The 20,335-nt window shown below is 58.6% G+C and carries 19 protein-coding genes; 9 read left to right on the top strand and 10 right to left on the bottom strand.

The genetic code is table 11. From position 1 onward, the window contains the following. The first annotated feature begins 2 nt into the window (after positions 1 to 2). Positions 3 to 905 carry a phosphotransferase gene (locus TRM7615_RS00955; RefSeq protein WP_235823986.1) on the top strand — a complete coding sequence of 301 codons (903 nt, stop codon included), beginning with the start codon at positions 3 to 5 and terminating at the stop codon, positions 903 to 905. A 3-nt stretch (positions 906 to 908) separates the two neighbouring features. Here the strand turns inward: TRM7615_RS00955 and TRM7615_RS00960 are convergent, their stop codons facing one another. From TRM7615_RS00960 to TRM7615_RS00975, 4 genes are all read right to left on the bottom strand, one after another. After that, positions 909 to 1,727, bottom strand: a complete 819-nt coding sequence (locus TRM7615_RS00960) for an ABC transporter permease (RefSeq protein ID WP_108785044.1) — start codon at positions 1,725 to 1,727, stop codon at positions 909 to 911. Then, entirely contained in the window at positions 1,724 to 2,614 is an 891-nt protein-coding gene (locus tag TRM7615_RS00965) for an ABC transporter permease subunit (RefSeq protein ID WP_108785458.1), read from the bottom strand. The genes TRM7615_RS00960 and TRM7615_RS00965 overlap by 4 nt, the downstream gene beginning before the upstream one ends. Beyond that, complete coding sequence (locus tag TRM7615_RS00970; RefSeq protein WP_108785457.1) at positions 2,614 to 3,741, bottom strand: ABC transporter ATP-binding protein; 1,128 nt, start codon at positions 3,739 to 3,741, stop codon at positions 2,614 to 2,616. Before TRM7615_RS00970 ends, TRM7615_RS00965 begins: the two co-directional genes overlap by 1 nt. 90 nt (positions 3,742 to 3,831) lie before the next feature. After that, positions 3,832 to 4,917, bottom strand: a complete 1,086-nt coding sequence (locus tag TRM7615_RS00975; RefSeq protein WP_108785045.1) for a polyamine ABC transporter substrate-binding protein — start codon at positions 4,915 to 4,917, stop codon at positions 3,832 to 3,834. 144 nt (positions 4,918 to 5,061) lie between these two features. On the opposite strand from TRM7615_RS00975, the gene TRM7615_RS00980 reads away from it, so the two are divergent. From TRM7615_RS00980 to TRM7615_RS01005, 6 genes are all read left to right on the top strand, one after another. Further along, positions 5,062 to 5,742: a GntR family transcriptional regulator gene (locus TRM7615_RS00980; protein ID WP_108785046.1), complete on the top strand. Its 681-nt coding sequence runs from the start codon at positions 5,062 to 5,064 to the stop codon at positions 5,740 to 5,742. A gap of 74 nt (positions 5,743 to 5,816) precedes the next feature. Further along, complete coding sequence (locus TRM7615_RS00985) at positions 5,817 to 7,214, top strand: aspartate aminotransferase family protein (RefSeq protein ID WP_108785047.1); 1,398 nt, start codon at positions 5,817 to 5,819, stop codon at positions 7,212 to 7,214. Positions 7,215 to 7,431: 217 nt separating this feature from the next. Continuing rightward, positions 7,432 to 8,529: an ABC transporter ATP-binding protein gene (locus tag TRM7615_RS00990; protein WP_108785048.1), complete on the top strand. Its 1,098-nt coding sequence runs from the start codon at positions 7,432 to 7,434 to the stop codon at positions 8,527 to 8,529. Between the two features lie 71 nt (positions 8,530 to 8,600). Further along, entirely contained in the window at positions 8,601 to 9,692 is a 1,092-nt protein-coding gene (locus TRM7615_RS00995) for an extracellular solute-binding protein (protein ID WP_108785049.1), read from the top strand. A 98-nt stretch (positions 9,693 to 9,790) separates the two neighbouring features. Then, the gene (locus TRM7615_RS01000; RefSeq protein ID WP_108785050.1) at positions 9,791 to 11,062 is read left to right on the top strand and encodes an ABC transporter permease; all 1,272 of its coding nucleotides are present in this window, start codon (positions 9,791 to 9,793) and stop codon (positions 11,060 to 11,062) included. A gap of 5 nt (positions 11,063 to 11,067) precedes the next feature. Beyond that, positions 11,068 to 12,279, top strand: coding sequence for an ABC transporter permease (locus TRM7615_RS01005; protein ID WP_108785051.1), 1,212 nt, complete (start codon positions 11,068 to 11,070; stop codon positions 12,277 to 12,279). An 87-nt stretch (positions 12,280 to 12,366) separates the two neighbouring features. Here TRM7615_RS01005 and TRM7615_RS01010 read toward each other — a convergent pair whose 3' ends face one another. Together TRM7615_RS01010 and TRM7615_RS01015 are read right to left on the bottom strand one after the other, a co-directional pair. After that, positions 12,367 to 13,659 (bottom strand): lytic murein transglycosylase, encoded by a 1,293-nt coding sequence (locus TRM7615_RS01010; protein WP_108785052.1) that lies wholly within the window; start codon positions 13,657 to 13,659, stop codon positions 12,367 to 12,369. A 64-nt stretch (positions 13,660 to 13,723) separates the two neighbouring features. Further along, positions 13,724 to 14,440: a helix-turn-helix transcriptional regulator gene (locus TRM7615_RS01015; protein ID WP_108785053.1), complete on the bottom strand. Its 717-nt coding sequence runs from the start codon at positions 14,438 to 14,440 to the stop codon at positions 13,724 to 13,726. 85 nt (positions 14,441 to 14,525) lie between these two features. Between TRM7615_RS01015 and TRM7615_RS01020 the strand changes: the two genes are divergently transcribed. Together TRM7615_RS01020 and TRM7615_RS01025 are read left to right on the top strand one after the other, a co-directional pair. Then, complete coding sequence (locus TRM7615_RS01020; RefSeq protein WP_108785054.1) at positions 14,526 to 15,224, top strand: glutathione S-transferase family protein; 699 nt, start codon at positions 14,526 to 14,528, stop codon at positions 15,222 to 15,224. Then, a complete protein-coding gene (locus TRM7615_RS01025) occupies positions 15,221 to 15,613 on the top strand; it encodes a DUF1801 domain-containing protein (RefSeq protein WP_108785055.1) in 393 nt (130 codons plus the stop codon). Before TRM7615_RS01020 ends, TRM7615_RS01025 begins: the two co-directional genes overlap by 4 nt. A 1-nt stretch (position 15,614) precedes the next feature. On the opposite strand, the gene rnr is transcribed toward TRM7615_RS01025, so the two are convergent. Genes rnr through dapE form a run of 4 tightly spaced genes read right to left on the bottom strand, consistent with a single transcriptional unit; the run spans position 15,615 to position 20,055 of the window. Next, complete coding sequence (gene rnr / locus TRM7615_RS01030) at positions 15,615 to 17,867, bottom strand: ribonuclease R (RefSeq protein ID WP_108785056.1); 2,253 nt, start codon at positions 17,865 to 17,867, stop codon at positions 15,615 to 15,617. Between the two features lie 45 nt (positions 17,868 to 17,912). After that, the gene (locus TRM7615_RS01035; RefSeq protein ID WP_108785057.1) at positions 17,913 to 18,491 is read right to left on the bottom strand and encodes a TIGR04282 family arsenosugar biosynthesis glycosyltransferase; all 579 of its coding nucleotides are present in this window, start codon (positions 18,489 to 18,491) and stop codon (positions 17,913 to 17,915) included. Next, complete coding sequence (locus TRM7615_RS01040; protein WP_108785058.1) at positions 18,488 to 18,913, bottom strand: GNAT family N-acetyltransferase; 426 nt, start codon at positions 18,911 to 18,913, stop codon at positions 18,488 to 18,490. Before TRM7615_RS01040 ends, TRM7615_RS01035 begins: the two co-directional genes overlap by 4 nt. Further along, positions 18,910 to 20,055, bottom strand: coding sequence for a succinyl-diaminopimelate desuccinylase (gene dapE, locus TRM7615_RS01045; protein ID WP_108785059.1), 1,146 nt, complete (start codon positions 20,053 to 20,055; stop codon positions 18,910 to 18,912). Before dapE ends, TRM7615_RS01040 begins: the two co-directional genes overlap by 4 nt. Between the last annotated feature and the right edge of the window lie 280 nt (positions 20,056 to 20,335).

Genomic DNA, 20,335 nt, shown 5'->3' on the forward strand with positions numbered 1-20,335 from the left:
TGGTGTTGATCCAGCCCATCCGCTGGAGCACCGCGCTGTCTGATCTTGATGAAATGCCGCCGCCGGGCCTGATCTCGGTCCTGATTGACCGGGGGTTGGCCCAGATCGGTGACCGGTTCGAGGTGTTGTTGGGTGGGCGCACGAATCGCGTGTGGAAGGTTTTGGGACAACGCCGCCATGCGGTTTTGAAGCTTTACCGCAACGATTTACCGAACCCCTTGTTTCGGAATGACCCAAAGCTGGAAAGCTTGTGCCTGCGCGAACTGGAACTGACCGGAATTGCGCCCAAACTGCTGGCGAGTGGTCCGTTCGATGACGGGGATTGGGTGCTTTATGACCACGCGCCAGGCATCTGCTGGCTATCGGACCCGGCGCCGGTTGCGCGGGTATTGCACCGGCTTCATACGCTCCCGTCACCGTCAGATGTGCCTGTTGGCTGCAACGGTAGCGCGGACCTGAAAGCCCATGGATCGACCATCCTGTCCGAATGCCAGACCGACGCCCTTGTCACTGTGTATGACCGCGAACCCGAAGGTACCGTACCGCCGCTCTCCGAATGCAGGCTGATTCACGGCGATCCGGTTCCGGGGAACGTGTTGATGCACAGCGGGCAGGCGATTCTGATTGACTGGCAATGCCCGGCGATTGGGGATCCAAGCGAAGATCTGGCGATGTTTCTGTCGCCCGCGATGCAATTGCTGTACCGTGGAGCACCTCTCACACCCGCAGAAACGCGGCAGTTCCTTGCAATGTATCCCGACCGATCAATCGTCGAACGCTACGCGCAGTTGTGCCCTTGGTTCCATTGGCGCATGGCAGCTTATTGTCTGTGGCGTCAAGAACGTGGCGCCGCCGATTATGCCCAGGCCCTGAACCTGGAATTGGCGGCGCTCGACGCGTGCTAGCGGTCAGGTGGTCCGAGCCGCAGCTTGTTCCTCTTGCTTTTGGCGCACCATGGCGCGTTTGCTGACCAGTGACGCGGTAATCACGCCAACCGTGACAATCGCGATCATGATGGTCGACAACGCGTTGATTTCGGGTGAGACACCCAAGCGCACGGCCGAAAAGATCTTGATCGGAAGCGTGGTTGCAGACGGGCCCGACGTGAAAGACGCGATCACCAGGTCATCCAACGACAGGGTGAAGGCCAAAAGCCAACCAGAGATGACCGCAGGTGCGATGATCGGCAGTGTCACAAGGCGAAACGCCTCGGCCGGGGAACATCCCAGATCCAGGGCGGCCTCTTCCAGGGACCGATCAAAAGTCACCAACCGGGATGATACCACCACCGAGACATAGCACATCGAAAACGTCGTATGGGCCAGCACGATGGTCAGCACGCCGCGATCCAATCCGATCCCGATGAACAACAGCAAGAGCGACAGGCCGGTGATCACTTCGGGCATCACAAGCGGCGCATAGATCATGCCCGAAAACAGGGTGCGCCCCATGAAACGGCCCCCCCGGACCATCACATAAGCCGCCATTGTCCCCAGCACGGTCGCCAGGGTTGACGACATGACCGCCACTTTGACCGTGACCCAGGCAGCGTTCAAAAACGCCTCGTTCTGCATCAGCTCGCCATACCATTTTGTCGAAAACCCGGCCCAGACGGTCACCAGCTTGCTTTCATTGAAACTGAAGATGATCAGGATCAGCATCGGGATATACAGGAACGCGAACCCCAGCGTCAGCGAGACGACATTGAACCAACTCAATCTGGTCATTGCTCTGCCTCCGCCTGTTTTTGCTGGTTGCGCTGGAACAGCACAATGGGGATCACCAGGATCAACAGCAGCACCACGGCCACAGCACTTGCCACCGGCCAGTCACGGTTCGAGAAGAATTCTTCCCACAGAACCTTACCGATCATCAGCGTGCCAGACCCACCCAAGAGCGAGGGGATCACGAACTCTCCCAGAACCGGGATGAAGACCAGGAACGATCCTGCGATGATCCCCGGACGCGACAGCGGAATTGTCACCAGCCAGAACGCCTGCAACCGGGAACACCCCAGATCCTCGGCAGCCTCGATCAGCGACCCATCCAGCCGGTCGAGCGCGGCATAGATCGGCAGGATCATGAACGGCAAATAGGTGTAAACGATGCCGATGTAGACGGCCGTATTGGTGTTGAGCAGCGCAAGCGGTTCGCCAATCACGCCCAGCCACAGCAGCGCCTGGTTCAGGAACCCCTCGTTGCTTAGGATACCCATCCACGCATAAACCCGGATCAGGAACGAGGTCCAGAACGGCAAGATGACCAGCATCATCAGCGTCGGGCGCCATTCCTCTGGGGCGCGGGCCATTCCATAGGCCATGGGATATCCGACCAGCAGTGTAAAGATCGTCGAGATCAGCGCGATCTTGAGGCTGCTCAGATAAGCCTTCCAATACAGGTCGTCCTCGGTCAGCCAAACGAAGTTTTCAAAATCCAGCTCGGACAGAAAGGCCCGGAACCCGGCCCACCCTTCGGCCAGATCAAGCGTTGGGACATAGGGCGGGATGGCAATGGCCGTGTCGCTCAGCGAGATTTTCAAGACGATGCCAAAAGGCACCAGAAACAACGCCAGCAACCAGGCGTAGGGAATGGCGATCAGGACGGCGCGGCGCATCAGTTCGCCAACAAAACACCGGCGGTGGCCGTCCACGACAGCCAGACCGGGTCTTCCCACGTGAAACTGCGGCGCGAGATACGGCGGGTGTTGGCCGTCTGCGCCTTGATGATCGTGCCGTTGGGCAGCTCGACATGATAGGTCGACAGGTTGCCCAGATAGGCGATGTCATGCACCCGGCCTTGCACCACGTTGTCGGCGACTTCGGGTCGGTCGGCTGTGATGGTCACCTTTTCGGGGCGGATTGCCAAATGGCAAGTCTGGCCATTGTCGAAAGAGGTAGCCGAGGTCGCGGTCAATTGCCCCTGTCCTTCGGCCCAATCGATGCTGTAGGTTTCGCCGCCAACAGCGGATGCGCGGCCTTGGATGATGTTCACATCTCCAATGAAGTCAGCGACATATACTGACTCTGGGTTCTCATAGATCCGGTCTGGTGTGGCCACCTGCATCAAATGGCCTTCGTCCATGACAGCGACTCGGCTGGCCACGGTCATCGCCTCTTCCTGGTCGTGGGTCACGATGACAAAGGTGGTGCCGGTCTTTTCTTGAATGTCCATCAATTCGAACTGCGTGTCCTGGCGCAGCTTCTTGTCTAGCGCACCCAAGGGTTCGTCCAGCAGCAGCAGTTTCGGCGCCTTTGCCAATGACCGCGCAAGGGCCACCCGCTGGCGTTGCCCGCCCGAGATCTGGTGCGGCTTGCGCTTCGCGAATTTCTCCAACCGGGTCAGCTTGAGCATTTCTTCGACCCGCGCCTCTAGGTCGACCTTCGGCATCTTGTCGCGACGCAGGCCAAAGGCGATGTTGTCCCAGATGTTCAGGTGCGGAAACAGCGCATAGGACTGGAACATCATGTTCACTGCGCGTTTGTTGGGGGGGACGTTGGCGATGTCCCGACCGGCCAGCTCGATACTGCCTTCGGTCGGGTTTTCGAACCCCGCCAGCATGCGCATCATCGTGGTCTTGCCGCAGCCTGACGGGCCAAGCAGGGCAAAAAATTCTTTTTCGTAGATGTCCAAAGTCAGGTCGTCGATCGCGGTGAACGATCCGAACCTTTTGGTGACATTTCGAAAACGGATCAGCGGTTCAGCCTGTGGATCTGTCCACGGCTCAAAAACGGTTGAACTCACGATATCCCCCATACGTCCCGATATTTACGGTCATGCAGTGTAACCAAAAAACGGCCGGGCAATCGCGCCCGGCCGTTTGACTGTTTCAAATCAGGTGCCCGATTTGATCTTGGTCCACAGACGCGTCACAACCCGCTGGGTTTTGGCAGGGTAAGGCGTAGTGATGTACAGGTTTTGCATCGTCGCCTCATCCGGATAGATCGCAGGATCATCGATCACATCGGATTCCAACAGCGGCTGCGAAGCTTTGTTGCCGTTGGCGTAGTAGACATAGTTCGATGCCGCCGCCATGTTTTCGGCGTCCAGGATGAAGTTCAGGAACTTGTGCGCTGCATCCGGGTTCGGGGCATCCGCAGGAATGGCCATCTGGTCGAACCACATCAGCGAGCCTTGCGAAAAGGCGTTATAGGCAATCTCGACCCCATTTTCGGCCTCAGCCGCGCGATCACGGGCTTGCAGGATGTCACCCGACCAACCGACCGCTACGCAGATGTCGCCGTTGGCCAGCGCGTTGATGTATTCCGAGCTGTGGAATTTCTGGATATGCGGACGCACGGCGGCCAGGATCGGCTCGGCCTTGGCGATCACGTCCTTGTCGTGGCTGTCAGGGTCTTCACCCAGATACTGCAACACCATCGGGATCATTTCCGACGGCGCGTCCAGGAAATGCACCCCGCACGACGCGAGCTTTTCCATGTTCTCGGGCTTGAGTACTAGGTCCATGCTGCCCATCGGCGCATCATCACCCAGCACTTCTTTGACCTTGCCGACATTCACACCGAGGCCGGTTGTGCCCCACATGTAGTTGATCGAATAGGCATTTTCCGGGTCATAGCCGGATGTACGATCCTGGATCACGTCCCACAGGTTAACGGCGTTTGGCAGCTTGGACATATCCAGCTTCTGGAACGCCCCAGCTTGAATCTGCCGTTGCAGGAAGGTGCCAGACGGGACCACGACGTCGTAACCCGACCCACCGGCCAGCATTTTGGTTTCCAGAACCTCGTTGCTGTCGAACACGTCGTAGATCAGATTGATCCCGGTTTCTTCTTCGAACTTGGTCAACAGTTCTTCGTCGATATAGTCGGACCAGTTGTAGACCCGGACCTCTTCAGCAAAGGCCGCCGAGGTCGCGAGTGCCATCACGGCCGTCAGCGTCAGCGTTTTGAATTTCATATGAGTGTCTCCCTGCGTGGCAGCGGGTATGCTCCCGCCTGCCTAGATTTGATCAAGTTTTGCCTTCTGCGGCAACAGTGTTTATGATTTCATCCAAAGCAAGCGCGGAACAACGTAAGAAAAATTGGGTCAATCCCCTTGAATATGATCAAAAATAAGGCACCGGCTGAAAACCCGGAAACCGAAAAACGCCCGGCACACGAGCAGGTATACCAGACGCTCAAGGCGCAAATTCTGTTCGGAGAGATGGCTCCGGGGCAGGCTGTGACCATTCAAGGCCTGACTGATTCGCTGGGTGTTGGCATGACGCCTGTGCGCGAAGCGATCCGCCGTCTGATCTCGGACGGGGCACTGATTTTTCAGGGAAATCGGCGCGTGAGCGTTCCGGTCCTGACCGCCAATGATGTCGAGCAGTTGATTTACGTAAGAAAATCAACCGAATCCGAGCTTGCCCGCAGGGCTGCGATCCGCATCACATCGGCCCAGGTGGACACGCTTGAGGCCATTGATAATGCGCTGGATCACGCCATCTCGGTGGGGGACGTTGCCGGTTACTTGCGCCACAACCATGCGTTTCACGAGGCCCTGTACGGGGCGGCGGATGCGCCCATCATGCGGGATCTTGCAGACCGGATGTGGTTGCGGTTCGGTCCCTCTCTGCGCGTCGTATGTGGCCGTTTTGGAACGCAAAACCTGCCCGACCGGCACAAGGACATGTTGATCGCCCTGCGCAATGCCGATGCCCAGGCTGCCGGGCGCGCCATGGAACAGGACGTTGAACAAGGCATGGAACTGATGGTCGGAATGTTGGCAAACACCGCGTGACTCAGCTTGCCGATTGACTTAGGATAATTTGATCATATTCTGCGTTCAAAGCCCTTTTGCGAGGAGTCCGCATCATGCCTACGATCACGAACCATCTTCCCACGGCCGAGCTTCAAGCCCTGGATGCCGCCCATCACATGCACCCCTTCACCGCCAACGGTGAACTGGCCCAAAAAGGCGCACGCGTCATCACGCGGGCCAAAGGGGTCTACCTGACCGACAGCGAGGGTGAGGAAATTCTGGATGCCATGGCGGGCCTGTGGTGCGTCAACATCGGCTACGGTCGGGACGAGCTGGCCGAAGTCGCTGCGCGCCAAATGCGCGAGCTGCCCTACTACAACACGTTCTTCCAGACCACCCACGTGCCCGCCATCGCACTGGCCAACAAACTGGCCGAACTGGCGCCCGGTGACCTGAACCATGTCTTCTTTGCCGCCGGCGGGTCTGAAGCCAACGACACCAATATCCGAATGGTGCGCACCTATTGGGCCAACAAGGGCCAGCCAGACAAGAATATCATCATCAGTCGCAAGAACGCCTACCATGGCTCGTCCGTTGGGTCGGGCAGCCTGGGCGGAATGGTGCACATGCACGCCCAAGGCGGCATGCCGATCCCGGACATCCACCACATCGACCAGCCCAACTGGTGGGCCGAAGGCGGTGATATGTCCCCCGAAGACTTTGGTCTTGCTCGTGCGCAAGAGCTGGAAAAGGCCATTTTGGAATTGGGCGAAGACCGCGTCGCCGCCTTTATCGGTGAGCCCATCCAGGGCGCGGGCGGCGTGATTGTCCCTCCGGCAACCTACTGGCCTGAGGTTCAGCGTATTTGCGACAAGTATGATATCCTGTTGATCGCGGACGAGGTGATCTGCGGCTTTGGTCGGACAGGCGATTGGTTTGGTTCGCAAACCGTCGGCATCAAACCTCACATCATGACCATCGCCAAGGGCCTCAGCTCGGGCTATGCGCCCATCGGCGGGTCGATTGTGTGTGACGAAGTCGCCGAAGTGATCGCAGGCGGTGAATTCAACCATGGCTACACCTATTCGGGTCATCCGGTGGCCGCAGCCGTCGCACTGGAAAACCTGCGTATCCTCGAAGAAGAGGGCATCGTTGATCACGTCCGCGACGTGGCCGCCCCCTATCTGAAAGAACAATGGGAAGCTCTGGCGGATCACCCACTGGTAGGCGAGGCCAAGATTTGCGGCATGATGGCGTCGATTGCACTGACCCCAGACAAGGCCAGCCGTGCCAAGTTCGCAACCGAGCCGGGCACCGTTGGTTACGTCTGTCGCGACCGCTGTTTCGCCAACAATCTGGTGATGCGCCATGTGGGCGACCGCATGATCATCTCACCCCCCCTCATCCTGACCCCTGCGGACATTGACGAGATGATGAAACGGATTCGCAAATCTCTGGATGAAGCGCATGCGGAACTCATCGAAAAAGACATGATGAAGGCTGCTTCCTGACCCCGCGTCAGGTTCGACGAGCTGCAGCATCTGATTCTCGGGGCGACCATTCCAAGTGGTCGCCTCTTTTTTTGGCAACCCGGATGACGATTCCGCCCCCAAAATGGTCGCAAGCGTCTCTCGGGCGTCGTAATTCTGTTGCTTTGTATCCAACTCGGCGCTTAAGCTTTATCCAAAGCGGCACAGACCGCGGCAAACAAACTTCGGGGAGCTGGCGTTGACTGCATCATCCAGCAATGACGCGTTCGTAGAATTCGAACGCGTTCAAAAAAGTTATGACGGCGAAACTCTGGTCGTCAAAGATCTTAATCTCACAATGCCAAGAGGCGAGTTTCTAACGATGCTCGGCCCGTCGGGTTCAGGTAAGACCACTTGCCTGATGATGTTGGCCGGTTTCGAAACCGCTACACATGGCGACATCCGTCTGGGCGGCACATCGATCAACAACATTCCGCCGCACAAGCGCGGCATCGGTATGGTGTTCCAAAACTATGCCCTGTTCCCGCACATGACGATTGCCGAAAATCTGAGCTTTCCCCTGGAAGTGCGCAAGATCGGCAAGTCCGAGCGTGAAGAGAAGGTAAAGCGCGCTTTGGACATGGTGGAAATGGGCGCCTTTGGCGGCCGCCGCCCGGCACAACTTTCGGGTGGTCAGCAGCAGCGGATCGCCTTGGCGCGCGCATTGGTGTTTGAACCTGAACTGGTTCTGATGGATGAACCGCTTGGCGCGCTCGACAAGCAGCTGCGGGAAAAGATGCAGTTCGAAATCACCGATCTGGCGCATCGCTTGGGTATTACGACTGTATATGTGACACACGACCAGACCGAGGCGATGACCATGTCGGACCGCGTTGCCGTGTTCGACGATGGTCGAATCCAGCAGTTGGCGCCGCCCGATACGCTGTATGAAGAGCCTGAAAACAGTTTCGTTGCGCAGTTCATCGGTGAAAACAACACGCTCGAAGGTGTGGTTCAGGAAATCAACGGTGAAGTGGCCGTGGTCAAGCTCGACGATGGCGAGTTGATCGATGCCAAGCCGATCAACGTGGGTGTGGGCGACCGTACGCGGGTATCGATCCGCCCCGAGCGAGTCGAATACAACAAGGACCGCCTGAAAGAAGGCACCCATACGATCAAAGCCGAAGTGCTGGAGTTCATCTATATGGGCGACATCTTCCGCACACGCTTGCGTGTTGCCGGAAACGACGAATTCGTCATCAAAACCCGGAATGCCCCCGATCAGGTTCGTCACGAGCCAGGCTCGATGATCGAGATTGGTTGGCTGCCCGAAGATTGCCGGGCGCTGGACGCCTGATCGCAAGCCTTTGCGGACCCCGACATCAGATCGGGGCCGTCTGAAATATACGTTCAACAATGGAGAGAAATATGAAATTCACCAAACTCACAGCACTTGCAGTGACAACGGCTCTGGTGGCGCCTGCTGCATTTGCGCAGGAAATGACCATCGTGTCCTGGGGTGGCGCGTATACCAAGTCGCAAAAGAACGCCTATCACGACCCCTATTCGGAAAAGACCGGTGTCACCATCATCAACGACGACAGCTCGGCCGAAGCGGTTGCAAAGCTGCGCGCCATGAACGAAGCGGGCAACGTGACCTGGGACGTAGTGGACGTTGTTGCGGCGGACGCGATCCGTCTGTGCGACGAAGGTCTGGCAATGGAAATCGATCCCGACACCATGCTGGCACCTGCGCCTGATGGCACTTCGGCGGCTGACGACTTTGGCGACCTGCTGGTTTCCGACTGCTTCATCCCGCAGATCGTGTATTCGACCACCTTCGGCTATCGCACCGACCTGGTTGGCGACACTGCCCCCACCAGCGTTTGCGCGGTTTTCGACACCGATGCATACCCGGGCAAGCGCTCGCTGGAAAAGCGTCCGATCAACAACATGGAATGGGCTCTGATCTGTGACGGCGTTGCCAAAGATGACGTTTATGACGTTCTGGCCACTCCCGAAGGTCAAGACAAGGCTCTTGCCAAGCTCGACACCATCAAGGACGACGTGATCTGGTGGTCGGCCGGTGCGGACACCCCGCAGCTGCTGGCAGACGGCGAAGTCATCATGGGTTCGACCTACAACGGTCGCCTGTTCTCGGTCATCGAAGAGCAGAAGCAGCCGGTTGCCATGCTGTGGGACGCTCAGGTGTTCGATCTGGACGGCTGGATCATTCCGGCGGGTCTGAGCGACGAGCGCAAGAAGCAGGCTCTGGACTACATCTTCTTCGCAACCGACACCCAGCGTCTGGCGGATCAGGCCAAGTGGATCTCGTATGGTCCGGCCCGTGCTTCGTCGGCACCGCTGGTTGGTCAGCACGCCGATCTGGGCATCGACATGGCACCGCACATGCCGACCGACCCGAACAACGCGCAGAACACGTTCCTTTACAACTACGAGTTCTGGGCTGACTACCGCGACGACATCGACGCCAAATTCCAGGCGTGGCTGGCGAAATAATCGCCTAGGCCAAAATTCGGAAAGGGCCGCGCGTTCGGCCCTTTCCCTCTCCATTCGTTTGGACATTTACCAATAAAAACAAGACCAACGGGGAAGACATGACGGACAACACCTCCGATGGGCCAATGCTTGCCGCTGACGGCACGCCGCTAAAGAAAAGCCTGGCCCGCGCGCTGAGACTGCAAAAGATGAGGGCGTTGATGCTTATTGCGCCACTCCTCCTCTTTGTGCTGTTTTCTTTCATCATCCCCATCTTTTCGATGCTGTCCCGTTCGGTCGAGAATAGCATTGTCGTGGAAACTCTCCCGCTTACAGTGACAGAGTTGCAGGCTTGGAACGCCGACAGCGGTGAGCTGCCGGATGAACCCGTCTATGCCGCCTTTGTCGCCGATATGGTCGTCGCAATCGACGCCAAGAGGCACACCCGCCTTGGCACGCGCCTGAACTACGAACAGACTGGCATGTCGTCGCTGTTTCGTAAGTCGGGCCGAAAGATCAAGCGGATGGACCCCGAGGCGGACGCGCCGTTCAAGGAAAAGCTGATCGACGTCGACAAAAAATGGGGCGACGTTGAAACTTGGCGCGTGATCAAAACCCACTCACCGACAATCACCAACGGCTATTTCCTGAATGCTGTAGATATGCGCCGCACCCCCGAAGGCGCGCAGTCACAGCCTGAGGACAAACAGATCCTGGTCAAACTGTTTGGCCGCACGCTGATCATGTCCTTGATCATTACGGGGTCTTGTATCCTGCTGGGCTATCCGGTGGCCTGGATTTTGGCCAACCTACCGATGCGAACTGCAAATGTGCTGATGATCCTGGTGCTTCTGCCGTTCTGGACATCGCTACTCGTGCGAACCTCGGCCTGGAAGGTCATGCTGCAACAACAGGGTGTCATCAACGAAGTTCTGGTCTGGCTGGGCATGGTAGCCGATGACTCCCGACTGGTCATGATCAACAACCAAACCGGCACGATCATTGCGATGACCCACATCCTGCTGCCGTTCATGATCCTCCCGATGTATTCGGTGATGCAGACCATCCAGCCGACCTATCTGCGTGCGGCGAAATCCATGGGCGCAACCAACTGGACGGCGTTCTGGCGCGTTTACTTCCCACTGTCGATCCCCGGCATCGGCGCGGGTTCGATCCTCGTGTTCATTCTGGCGATTGGCTACTACATCACGCCTGAAATCGTTGGCGGCACCAAAGGTGTCTTCATCTCGAACCGAATTGCCTACCACATCTCGAGCTCTTTGAACTGGGGCCTTGCGGCCGCATTGGGCACGATCCTACTGGTGGTCGTTCTGATCCTCTACTGGGCCTATGACAAGATCGTGGGCATCGACAACGTGAAGCTGGGGTAACGGACATGGCTGCACTAACACCTATCTCGCGCAAACCAATGTCTCTTGTGCTGCCAACAGTTGCGGCGTCAGGCGGACTGTTGGGGCTCTTCGTCGGCACGGCCAACAACTCCGGTTTCCTTGGCATCGTCATCGGCGCGGCCATCGTCACGGCCCTGGCGGCACTGTACATCTTTGCGCTCAAGAACGAGCAGATGGCCAAGTGGATTTCGATCCTGGTCTTTGTTGCCTTGGGCTATGTCTTTGGTGGCATTCCCGGAGCAATCCTTGGTGCAATTGCGGGCTGGTTCTTTCATTGGTTCACATACTGGATGTACGAAGGCCGCTATCGCCAGCGCCTGTTGCCCTATCTGACCCCCGGCCAGGTACTGTGGCATTACGGCTTCCGGGTGATCTGTGGTGCGATCTTTGTGTTCCTGATCACTCCAATCCTTGTGGTCATGCCGCTCAGCTTCAACTCACAGGACTTCTTTACGTTTACGCCGGAAATGCTCCGGTTTGAGGCCGAAGGCTATTCGCTCAAGCATTATCAGGACTTCTTCACCAACAATGAATGGCAGCGGTCGTTCAAGAACTCTCTGATCATTGCGCCGATCGCCACAGTCATTTCAGTGAGCTTGGGCACCTTGGCCGCCATCGGCTTGAGTCAGAGTCACGTTCCCGGTCGCCGCGCCATCATGGCCATCATGATTTCACCGATGATCGTGCCGCTGATCATCTCGGCCACCGGCATGTTCTTTTTCTACTCGAGCATCGGCAACTGGATGGAAGGTACACTTGGGCTTTCCAAAAACTTCGTGGGATACATCAAAGTCATTCTGGCGCACGCGGTTCTGGGGATTCCCTTTGTGATCATCACCGTGACGGCGACACTGGTGGGCTTCGATCGTTCACTGACTCGCGCGGCTGCAAACATGGGTGCAAATCCGGTTACCACCTTCTTCCGGGTGCAGATGCCGCTGATCCTGCCCGGCGTGATCTCGGGCGGTCTCTTTGCCTTCATCACATCGTTTGACGAGGTTGTTGTGGTCCTCTTTGTTGGTTCAGCCAGCCAGAAGACGCTGCCATGGCAGATGTTCACCGGCCTGCGTGAGCAGATCTCGCCGACCATTCTGGCCGTGGCCACAATCCTCGTGGTGATCTCGATCGCGCTGCTGACCACAGTTGAACTGCTGCGCCGCCGTTCGGAACGTCTGCGTGGCATGTCCCCAGGCTAAAACAAAATCACCCCGCCGTTCTTCTATTGGAAAATACGGCGGGGTGAATTGATCCAAGGGATCAAGAGGGGCAACGCCCCTCTTTTTTTATCTCAGGCCCTGCAACAGGCGGGGTGAGGCGTAACCATCCGGTACAAGCCCATTCGCCACCTGATAGGCCCTGACAGCATTGATCGTCAGCGGGCCAATCTTTGCGTCAATCTTTTGCGTGTCGAACCCCTTGGCGGTCAGACGCTCCTGCAGCTCAATCCGCTCATCATAGGTCAATGCCCGGTCCCCACGCGGCCAACCGCCTTGCAGCTTGCTGGCGCCGCGAATGCGATCGCTCAGATGCCCCACCCCGATCACATAGGCATCGGCGGTGTTATAGCTCTCCAAAACTTCGAAGTTGTCAAAGATCATGAAGGGCACGCCCCCTGCCCCGCCGGGCAACAGAATAGAGGCCGCGCCATGGTTGCGCACCGCCGTGCCATTCACACCCTTCACCCCAAGCTTGGCCCATTCTTTCGGGTTCTTGGTGACCTCGCGATTGGCCAGAGTATAGTCGAAACCTTTGGGCAAAGTGACCTCAACACCCCAAGGCTGCCCTTTGGTCCAGCCATGCGCAGCCAGATAAGCAGCGGTGGATGCCAAGGCGTCTGTCGGATCGTCGGACCAAATATCCCGCTTGCCGTCGCCAGAGTGATCCACGGCGTAATCCATGAACGAGGTTGGCATGAACTGCGTGTGCCCCATCGCCCCCGCCCAACTGCCATTCATGTTTCGGCTGGCCACATCGCCCGCCTGCAAGATCTGCAGGGCCGCGATCAGCTGTTCCTCGAAGAAATCACTGCGCCGCGCGTCGTAGGCCAGGGTCGCCAGCGAGCGGATCACACTCTTGGAACCCCGGAACGTTCCATAGGCGCTTTCCAGCCCCCAGATCGCCACCACGACCTCTTTCTCGACGCCATACTTGGCCTCGATCCGGTCCAGCAGGGCGTTGCGCTTTTTCAGCGCCGCCTTTCCGTTCTTGACCCGCAGGTCCGAGGCTGCACTGTCCAAATACACCCAAACCGTCTTGGTGAACTCGGACTGGTTGCGATCGCGTTTGATGACCTCGGCGTCATAGCTCACGCCGCTCAGCGCCTTCTGCCAAACCGACCGCTTGATACCCGCAGCTTCGGCTCGAGGACCAAAGCCCGTGATCCAATTCTGAAAGCCACCCTCGGACGCAACAGCGGTGGGTTTTATCGCATCCGCGCGCGCAGGTCTGAGTTGCGGTCTCAGCGAGGTCAGAACCTCTGCCGAGGCCAGTTTGACTGCGGTTTCGTTCTCGGACCCGGTGCTTGCCCCGGGCATCATGGCGGCGGTCACTGCCGCAGCACTCAGCCATACACGCATCTTGGTTGTCCCGATTGTCTGCTCTGGCACAAGGGTAGCGTGAAAGCCGCTTTCGCAAAAGGGATCACTCGGGCGGTGTGCAATCCTCCGCTCGCGCCCGTTCTGCCCGCAGCCCTTCAATGGCCTGACGCAGCAGCGGCACCCGATTGGGGCGAAAGCTCTGTTCGGTCACGATCAACTCTCGCATCCGATCCAAGCGAAAGGTGCGAAAGTCCTGCCTCAGATGACACCAGGCGACCAAAACGCTGGCTCGGTCCATGTAGACAATCGACAGTGGGTTCACCCGACGATGAGTCTCGGCTCCATGGGCGTCCGAATATCCGAATTCGACTGCCTGCTCATCCCACGTCGCCTTACGTAGGCGCGCAACCTCGATCCCCGGCTTGGGAGGGCGATCAAATCGGGTGGCCGTGAGCACAGCGTGGCTCAGGCGATGGGACTGGCGCTGCGGTAATCGTCCCTGCAGTTTGCGCAAGGCCGCACTGGCCGCTTCGGACAAGGCCGGATCGCCGATCAACTCGACTTCACGCAGGCCCAGAACCAACGCCTCAAGTTCATCATCCAAAAACCCCAAGGGCGGCAGGGTCGCGTCTTCGATCAAGGTAAAGCCAAACCCGGCCTCACCATCGATCACCGCGCCCAATCCCCGCAAAGTGTCGATGTCGCGATGTACCGTTCGCGGCGACACCCCCAGATCCTGCGCCAACTGGATCGAGGTGCGCGGCTGCGGCCCAGAGCGCAGGGCTTGCATCAATTGGAACAGGCGGGCGGTGCGTGACATGGCTCCATCCTGCCTATCACTGATGACAGAAACTGTCATCAAGCACCTCTAGGGTTCGACTCAATTCAAATCACGGAGTTCAGTCATGTTGACCCTTCTCATTTACCCATCCGCCTTTGGCCTCTTCAGCGGCAGTCCCTTTTGCGTCAAAGCAGCTTACCTCCTCGAAGCGTCTGGCCAGCAATGGCAGCGGTCCGACTTGCTCGACCCGCGCAGAATGCCCCACCGCAAACTGCCCGTGCTGCGCACACCAGAGCGGCTGATGCCCGACAGCGACGCCATTCGCGGCTGGTTGGAGACACGCGGAGCAGATTTTGATCAAGGCCTCAGCGATCTACAAAAGGGCCAGTCCCGCGCGCTGATCCGCATGGCCGAGGATCACCTGTATTTTCAATTGGTCATGGACCGCTGGGGCAACGACGAAGTCTGGCCCGTCCTGCGCGAAACATTCTTTTCCGGTGTGCCTCGTCTGATCCGAGGGCCGATCACCAAATCGGTGCGCAAGTCGGTTCTGCGCGGGTTGGACATCCAGGGCGTATCGCGGTTTTCGCAAGCTGAACGGTTGGAGCGGGTCGAGAACGACCTGACCGCAATCTCCGCATTTCTGTGGCATTCACCCTTTCTGATGGGCAGCACGCCGAGTTCTGCGGACTATTCTGTCGCTCCGATGCTGGCCGCGATGGCGGCAACGCCGGTCAAAACATCCCTGCAACAGCGGATTGCCAATGACAGGTTGCTGACCGACTATGTCGCAAGAATGGATCAGGCGTTTGATTTGAAATGACACCCTATGCCAACGAACAGGTCGCCGCAGCTTTTGCGGCGATCCCATCTGAGCGTCGTGAAGGCTTGTTGCGTCTGCGCGAACTGATCTTTGACGTGGCGGGTGACTTGCCCAATGAGCCACAGGTTGAGGAAACCCTGAAATGGGGGCAACCCGCCTATCTGACACCCAAAGGATCAACCATTCGTTTGGGCATTCCCAAATCAGGGGGTTTCGCCTTGTTTGTCCATTGCCAAAGCCGCCTGATCCCAGACTACGAAATGGCCTTTCCCAAGGCAGACAGGATCGAGGGCACGCGGGCCGTTCTGTTCAAGGACGCTGACCAGATCGACGAGGGGCGCCACGGCTGGCTCATCGCTCGCGCGTTGACGTATCGCCAAAAGAAGTGAGTTAGCGCCGCTTACGCTCCACCTTGCGCTTGATTTTGTCCCGCTTGCGCTTGCCCTTGATCGCCTTGCGACGCTGCGTGCGGCCCGCAGGGCTGACCGGCTTTGGCATAGCCTTGTCTTCGACCGACAACAGTTCCAACTCCAGCCCGCCGGTGACGGGTGTGGCCTGAGCAAGACGCACCGTGACCCGCTGACCGATGGATAGGACCATCCCCGTATCGGAGCCCATCAGTGTCCCGGCCTCACGATCAAAATGAAAGAACTCCCTCCCCAAGGATCGCACTGGCACCAGCCCATCAGCCCCGGTTTCGTCCATCTTCACAAAGGCCCCGAACCTGGCCATGCCACTGATCCGACCTGAGAATTCGTTGCCCACTCGCTCGCTCAGATAGGCGGCCAGATAACGATCGGTGGTGTCGCGTTCCGCCATCATCGAGCGGCGTTCGGTGTCCGAGATATGGGTGGCGGTGTCTTCCAGCCGGTCGATTTCATCGGGCTGCAACCCATCATCGCCCCAGCCGTGCGCCTTGATCAAAGCGCGGTGCACGATCAGGTCCGCATACCGGCGGATGGGTGAGGTAAAATGTGCATAGTTCCGCAAAGCCAGGCCGAAATGGCCAAAGTTCTCGGGCGAGTAATAGGCCTGTGCCATCGACCGCAGGGTCGACAGATTGATCAACTCTGCATCGTCGGTGCCCGCTGCTGCTCGCAGCAACGTGTTCAGGTGACGGGTCTGCAGCACCTGCCCCTTGGCCAGGTTGTATCCCGCCGCCTGTGCAGTCTCGCGCAGCGACTCCAACTTCTCAGGCGCAGGCTCTTCGTGCACGCGGAACAACAGTGGCGATTTCTTGGCATTCAGCGTCTCGGCCGCCGCCACATTGGCCAACACCATGAACTCTTCAATCAGGCGGTGCGCATCCAGCCGGTCACGGAAGTTCACCGATTGCACTGTGCCATCGTCGTCCAGCACGATCTTGCGTTCCGGCAGATCCAGGTCAAGCGGCTGCCGCTCCTCACGCGCCTTCTTCAAAGCACCGTAAGCGGCATAGAGCGGTTTCAGGATCGGGTCGAGCAGCGGCCCGGTTCGGTCATTTGGATTGCCGTCAATGGCGTCCTGCACCTCGGCATAGTGCAGCGAGGCGACCGAGCGCATCAACCCGCGCACAAAGCGGTGCGATAGTTTGTTGCCGTCTGCATCAAGCTGCATCCGCACAGCCAGACAGGCACGCGGAACGCCTTCGTGCAACGAGCACAGATCGCCCGACAGTCGATCCGGCAACATCGGCACGACACGGTCGGGAAAGTAGCTGGAGTTGCCGCGCTTGCGCGCCTCACGGTCAAGGGCCGAGCCCGGGCGCACATAGGCCGCCACATCCGCAATCGCGACCCAGACGATGTGCCCGCCCGGGTTTTTTGGGTCATCATCGGCATGCGCATAACAAGCGTCGTCGTGATCGCGCGCATCCGAAGGGTCGATGGTCAACAAAGGCAGATCGCGCAGGTCCTCGCGGCCGCTCAGCCCCATGGGTTTTGCGGCGTCGGCCTCGGCAATCACGGGATCGGGGAAATCATCCGGGATGCCGTGCTGATGGATCGCGATCAGCGATACCGCTTTGGGAGCGGACGGATCACCCAACCGTTCGACAATCCGAGCCTTGGGCAGGCCCATGCGGCCTCTGGGTCCGGCTTGCTCCGCCTCAACCAGCTCACCATCCTTGGCGCCAAGTACAGCGGCCTCGGCCACTGTCCACTCGGTGCCTGCCGATTTATCGATGGGCACGATCCGCCCACCTTCGCTTCGCTTGCGGAACACACCCAAGATACGTTTGGGGTTCGCTCCGATACGGCGGATCAGGCGCGCCTCGTAATTATGGTCTTCTTCGTGGACTACAGTCAGGCGGGCCAGGATGCGATCCCCTTCGCCCAGCGCCGGGTCCGAGGCGCGGGGAATGACCAACACCACAGGCTCGACCCCCTCGCCATGCCATTCCATCGGCTTGGCAAAAAGATCCCCGTTTTCATCGGGTGCCTTGACCTGCAACACGCTGACTGGTGGCAGGCGATCCGGATCGGAATAGCTGCGCTTACGCTTTTCCAGATGGCCCTCGGCCTCAAGCTCTTTGAGCAACCGTTTCAGGTCGATCCTGTCCGAGCCCTTGATCCCAAAGGCTTTGGCGATGTCTCGTTTCGAAGTGAGGGTCGGGTTGGCCGAAATCCAGTCGAGGATTTCTTCCTTCGTGGGAATACGCGTCATACTTCTGGCCTATCACGGCCCTTTGACAAGGTCATGACCAAAACGTCATAGCCGGGACAAATCCGCCTTGGTGTCCACGTCACGCAACTCATCCACCAGATCGGTCCTGAGACCGGGAACAGAGGCCATCGTATCAGCCAAGGCATGCTTGCTCGACCAGCGTACGCCCTTGAACAGCGTGTTGGGGAGGGCTGCCGCACGCTTGGCCCCCACCAGCCAATAGCCGCCATCCGGGGCCGGACCAAACACCATCTCATTTGATCCAAGCGCTTGGAAAGCCTGAGCAATACGCGGACAAGTGATATCAGGGATGTCCGCTCCGATTACACAAACCGGACCGGGAGGCATCCCGCGCAGCATACGTCCCATTCGATCCCCCAGATCGCCACGCCCCTGCGGCGCACGTGGAAGATCAGCGGGCCAGATGCGGCTTTCCAAACCTTCTCGGTCAGGGGCCACAGCCAGAACGATCTGCCAGCGTGGATCACGCAGGCGACGGATCAGGCTGCGTATCTGATGGCGAAACCACCAAGCCGCGCCAACCATGCCGATATCACGCCCCAGGCGCGTTTTAACCCGGCCGGGGCGGGGCTCCTTGAGCATGATGACAAGCGTACGCCTCATGCCAACTCCAGCACCATATCGCGGTGGTCTATCCCGGCGTCGTCGTAGACAGGGCCATAGGCCTGAAACCCCAGCTTTTCATAGAACCCAAGGGCATGAATCTGCGCGCCCAGTTTGACCTTGGTAACGCCCGGTTTGGCCCGCGCGATCTCGACTCCTTTTTGGATCAAAGCCACCCCCATGCCGGTTCCACGCCCTTTGGGAAGCACACAAACGCGACCGATCTTGGCCGTCTCTGCATCAAACACAATCCGCGCCGCGCCGGTCGGCACGCCGTCCGCCGTGGCCAGAATATGGGTCGCCACTTTATCAAGCTGATCGATCTCTTCTTCGATCGGAACGCCCTGCTCCTCGACAAAGACCGTGTGCCGCAACGCAAAGCAAGTGTCGCGATCATCAGTCACTTCAATCTTCAGCGTCATGCAAAGTAGTCTCGCAGGATGCGCGTGTAGATACCTTTGAGCTGGTGGATCTGTGCCACCTCGACCCGTTCATCAACTTGATGCATGGTGCGGCCGACCAGGCCGAATTCCACCACCGGGCAGTGGTTTTTGACAAAGCGTGCATCCGACGTGCCACCTGTGGTCGACAGTTCGGGTTTAACGCCGGTTTCCACCTCGACCGAGGCCGCCACCAGATCGGACAATGCACCCGGAGGGGTCAGAAAGCTTTCGCCCGAGATTTTGACCTTCATTTCGATCTCGACACCGAACGTATCGGCCACCTGGTCGAGCTCGCTTTGCAGCCAGTCGGTCAGACCAGCGCCGGTGTGCGTATCGTTAAACCGAATGTTCACCGCGGCGGTACATTGCGCCGGGATTACATTGGTGGCCGGGTTGCCGGTATCCATGGTCACTACAGCCAGGGTCGATGCATCAAAGTGATCGGTCCCCTGATCCAACTCATGGCTCGCCAACCGGTCCATCAGACGCGCCAATGCTGGCAGCGGGTTTTTGGCGCGATGGGGATAGGCGGAGTGGCCCTGAACACCCGTCACAGTGAACCATGCTGTCATCGACCCGCGCCGCCCGATCTTGATCATCTCCCCCATGGTGTCGGGACAGGTGGGTTCTCCGACCAGGCAAACTGACATCGCCTCTTTTTGAGCATCCATGTAATCCAGCAGAGCCGTTGTGCCGTCGATGGCATCGCCTTCTTCGTCACCGGTGATGGTCAGGATCACGGCGCCATCAGGCGGGGTTTGGGTGACGAAATCGATGGCTGCAGCGGCAAAAGCAGCGACACCCGATTTCATGTCGGTGGCCCCGCGTCCGTACATGAAACCATCTTTCTCATCCGCACCAAACGGCGCCATGGTCCAGGCCGCTTCATCACCGAGTGGAACAACATCCGTATGCCCGTTGAACCCGAAGGTTCTCGTGTGGCCCTTGGCGCCCCAACGGGCAAAAAGGTTCGACACCGCGCCGCGATCCACGCGGGTGCATTCAAAGCCGGCGGCGCTCAATTTTTCGGCCAGCAAAACCAGTGCCCCGCCCTCGTCCGGCGTCACTGAAGGGCAGCGGATCAGGTCAGCGGTCAGTTGGGCGGCGTCGGTCTGGGTCATCGTCTCACTCACTTGGGTCATGGCCTTTGTTGGGTCACACTTGTGACGAAAAGGTCGCGTTGCCAACCCCTTTCGGCCGAAATGCGCTTAACACGTGGGCAAATCCCGTGCTAACCCTTTGAGCAATAACATGACCCGAGGCAGGGCAATCAGCAGTACAGTCGCAAAAGACTGACCTAAACACGACCGCGCGCCGTCAAAAGAACAGCCGCGGCCACCCGTTTTGCATGGACAGGGGACAACCCCTGCGGCCGGGTGTTCTGCCTCTAGAAGACTGAGG

This window comes from Falsiruegeria mediterranea M17 (assembly GCF_900302455.1).
Taxonomy (GTDB): Bacteria; Pseudomonadota; Alphaproteobacteria; order Rhodobacterales; family Rhodobacteraceae; genus Falsiruegeria; species Falsiruegeria mediterranea.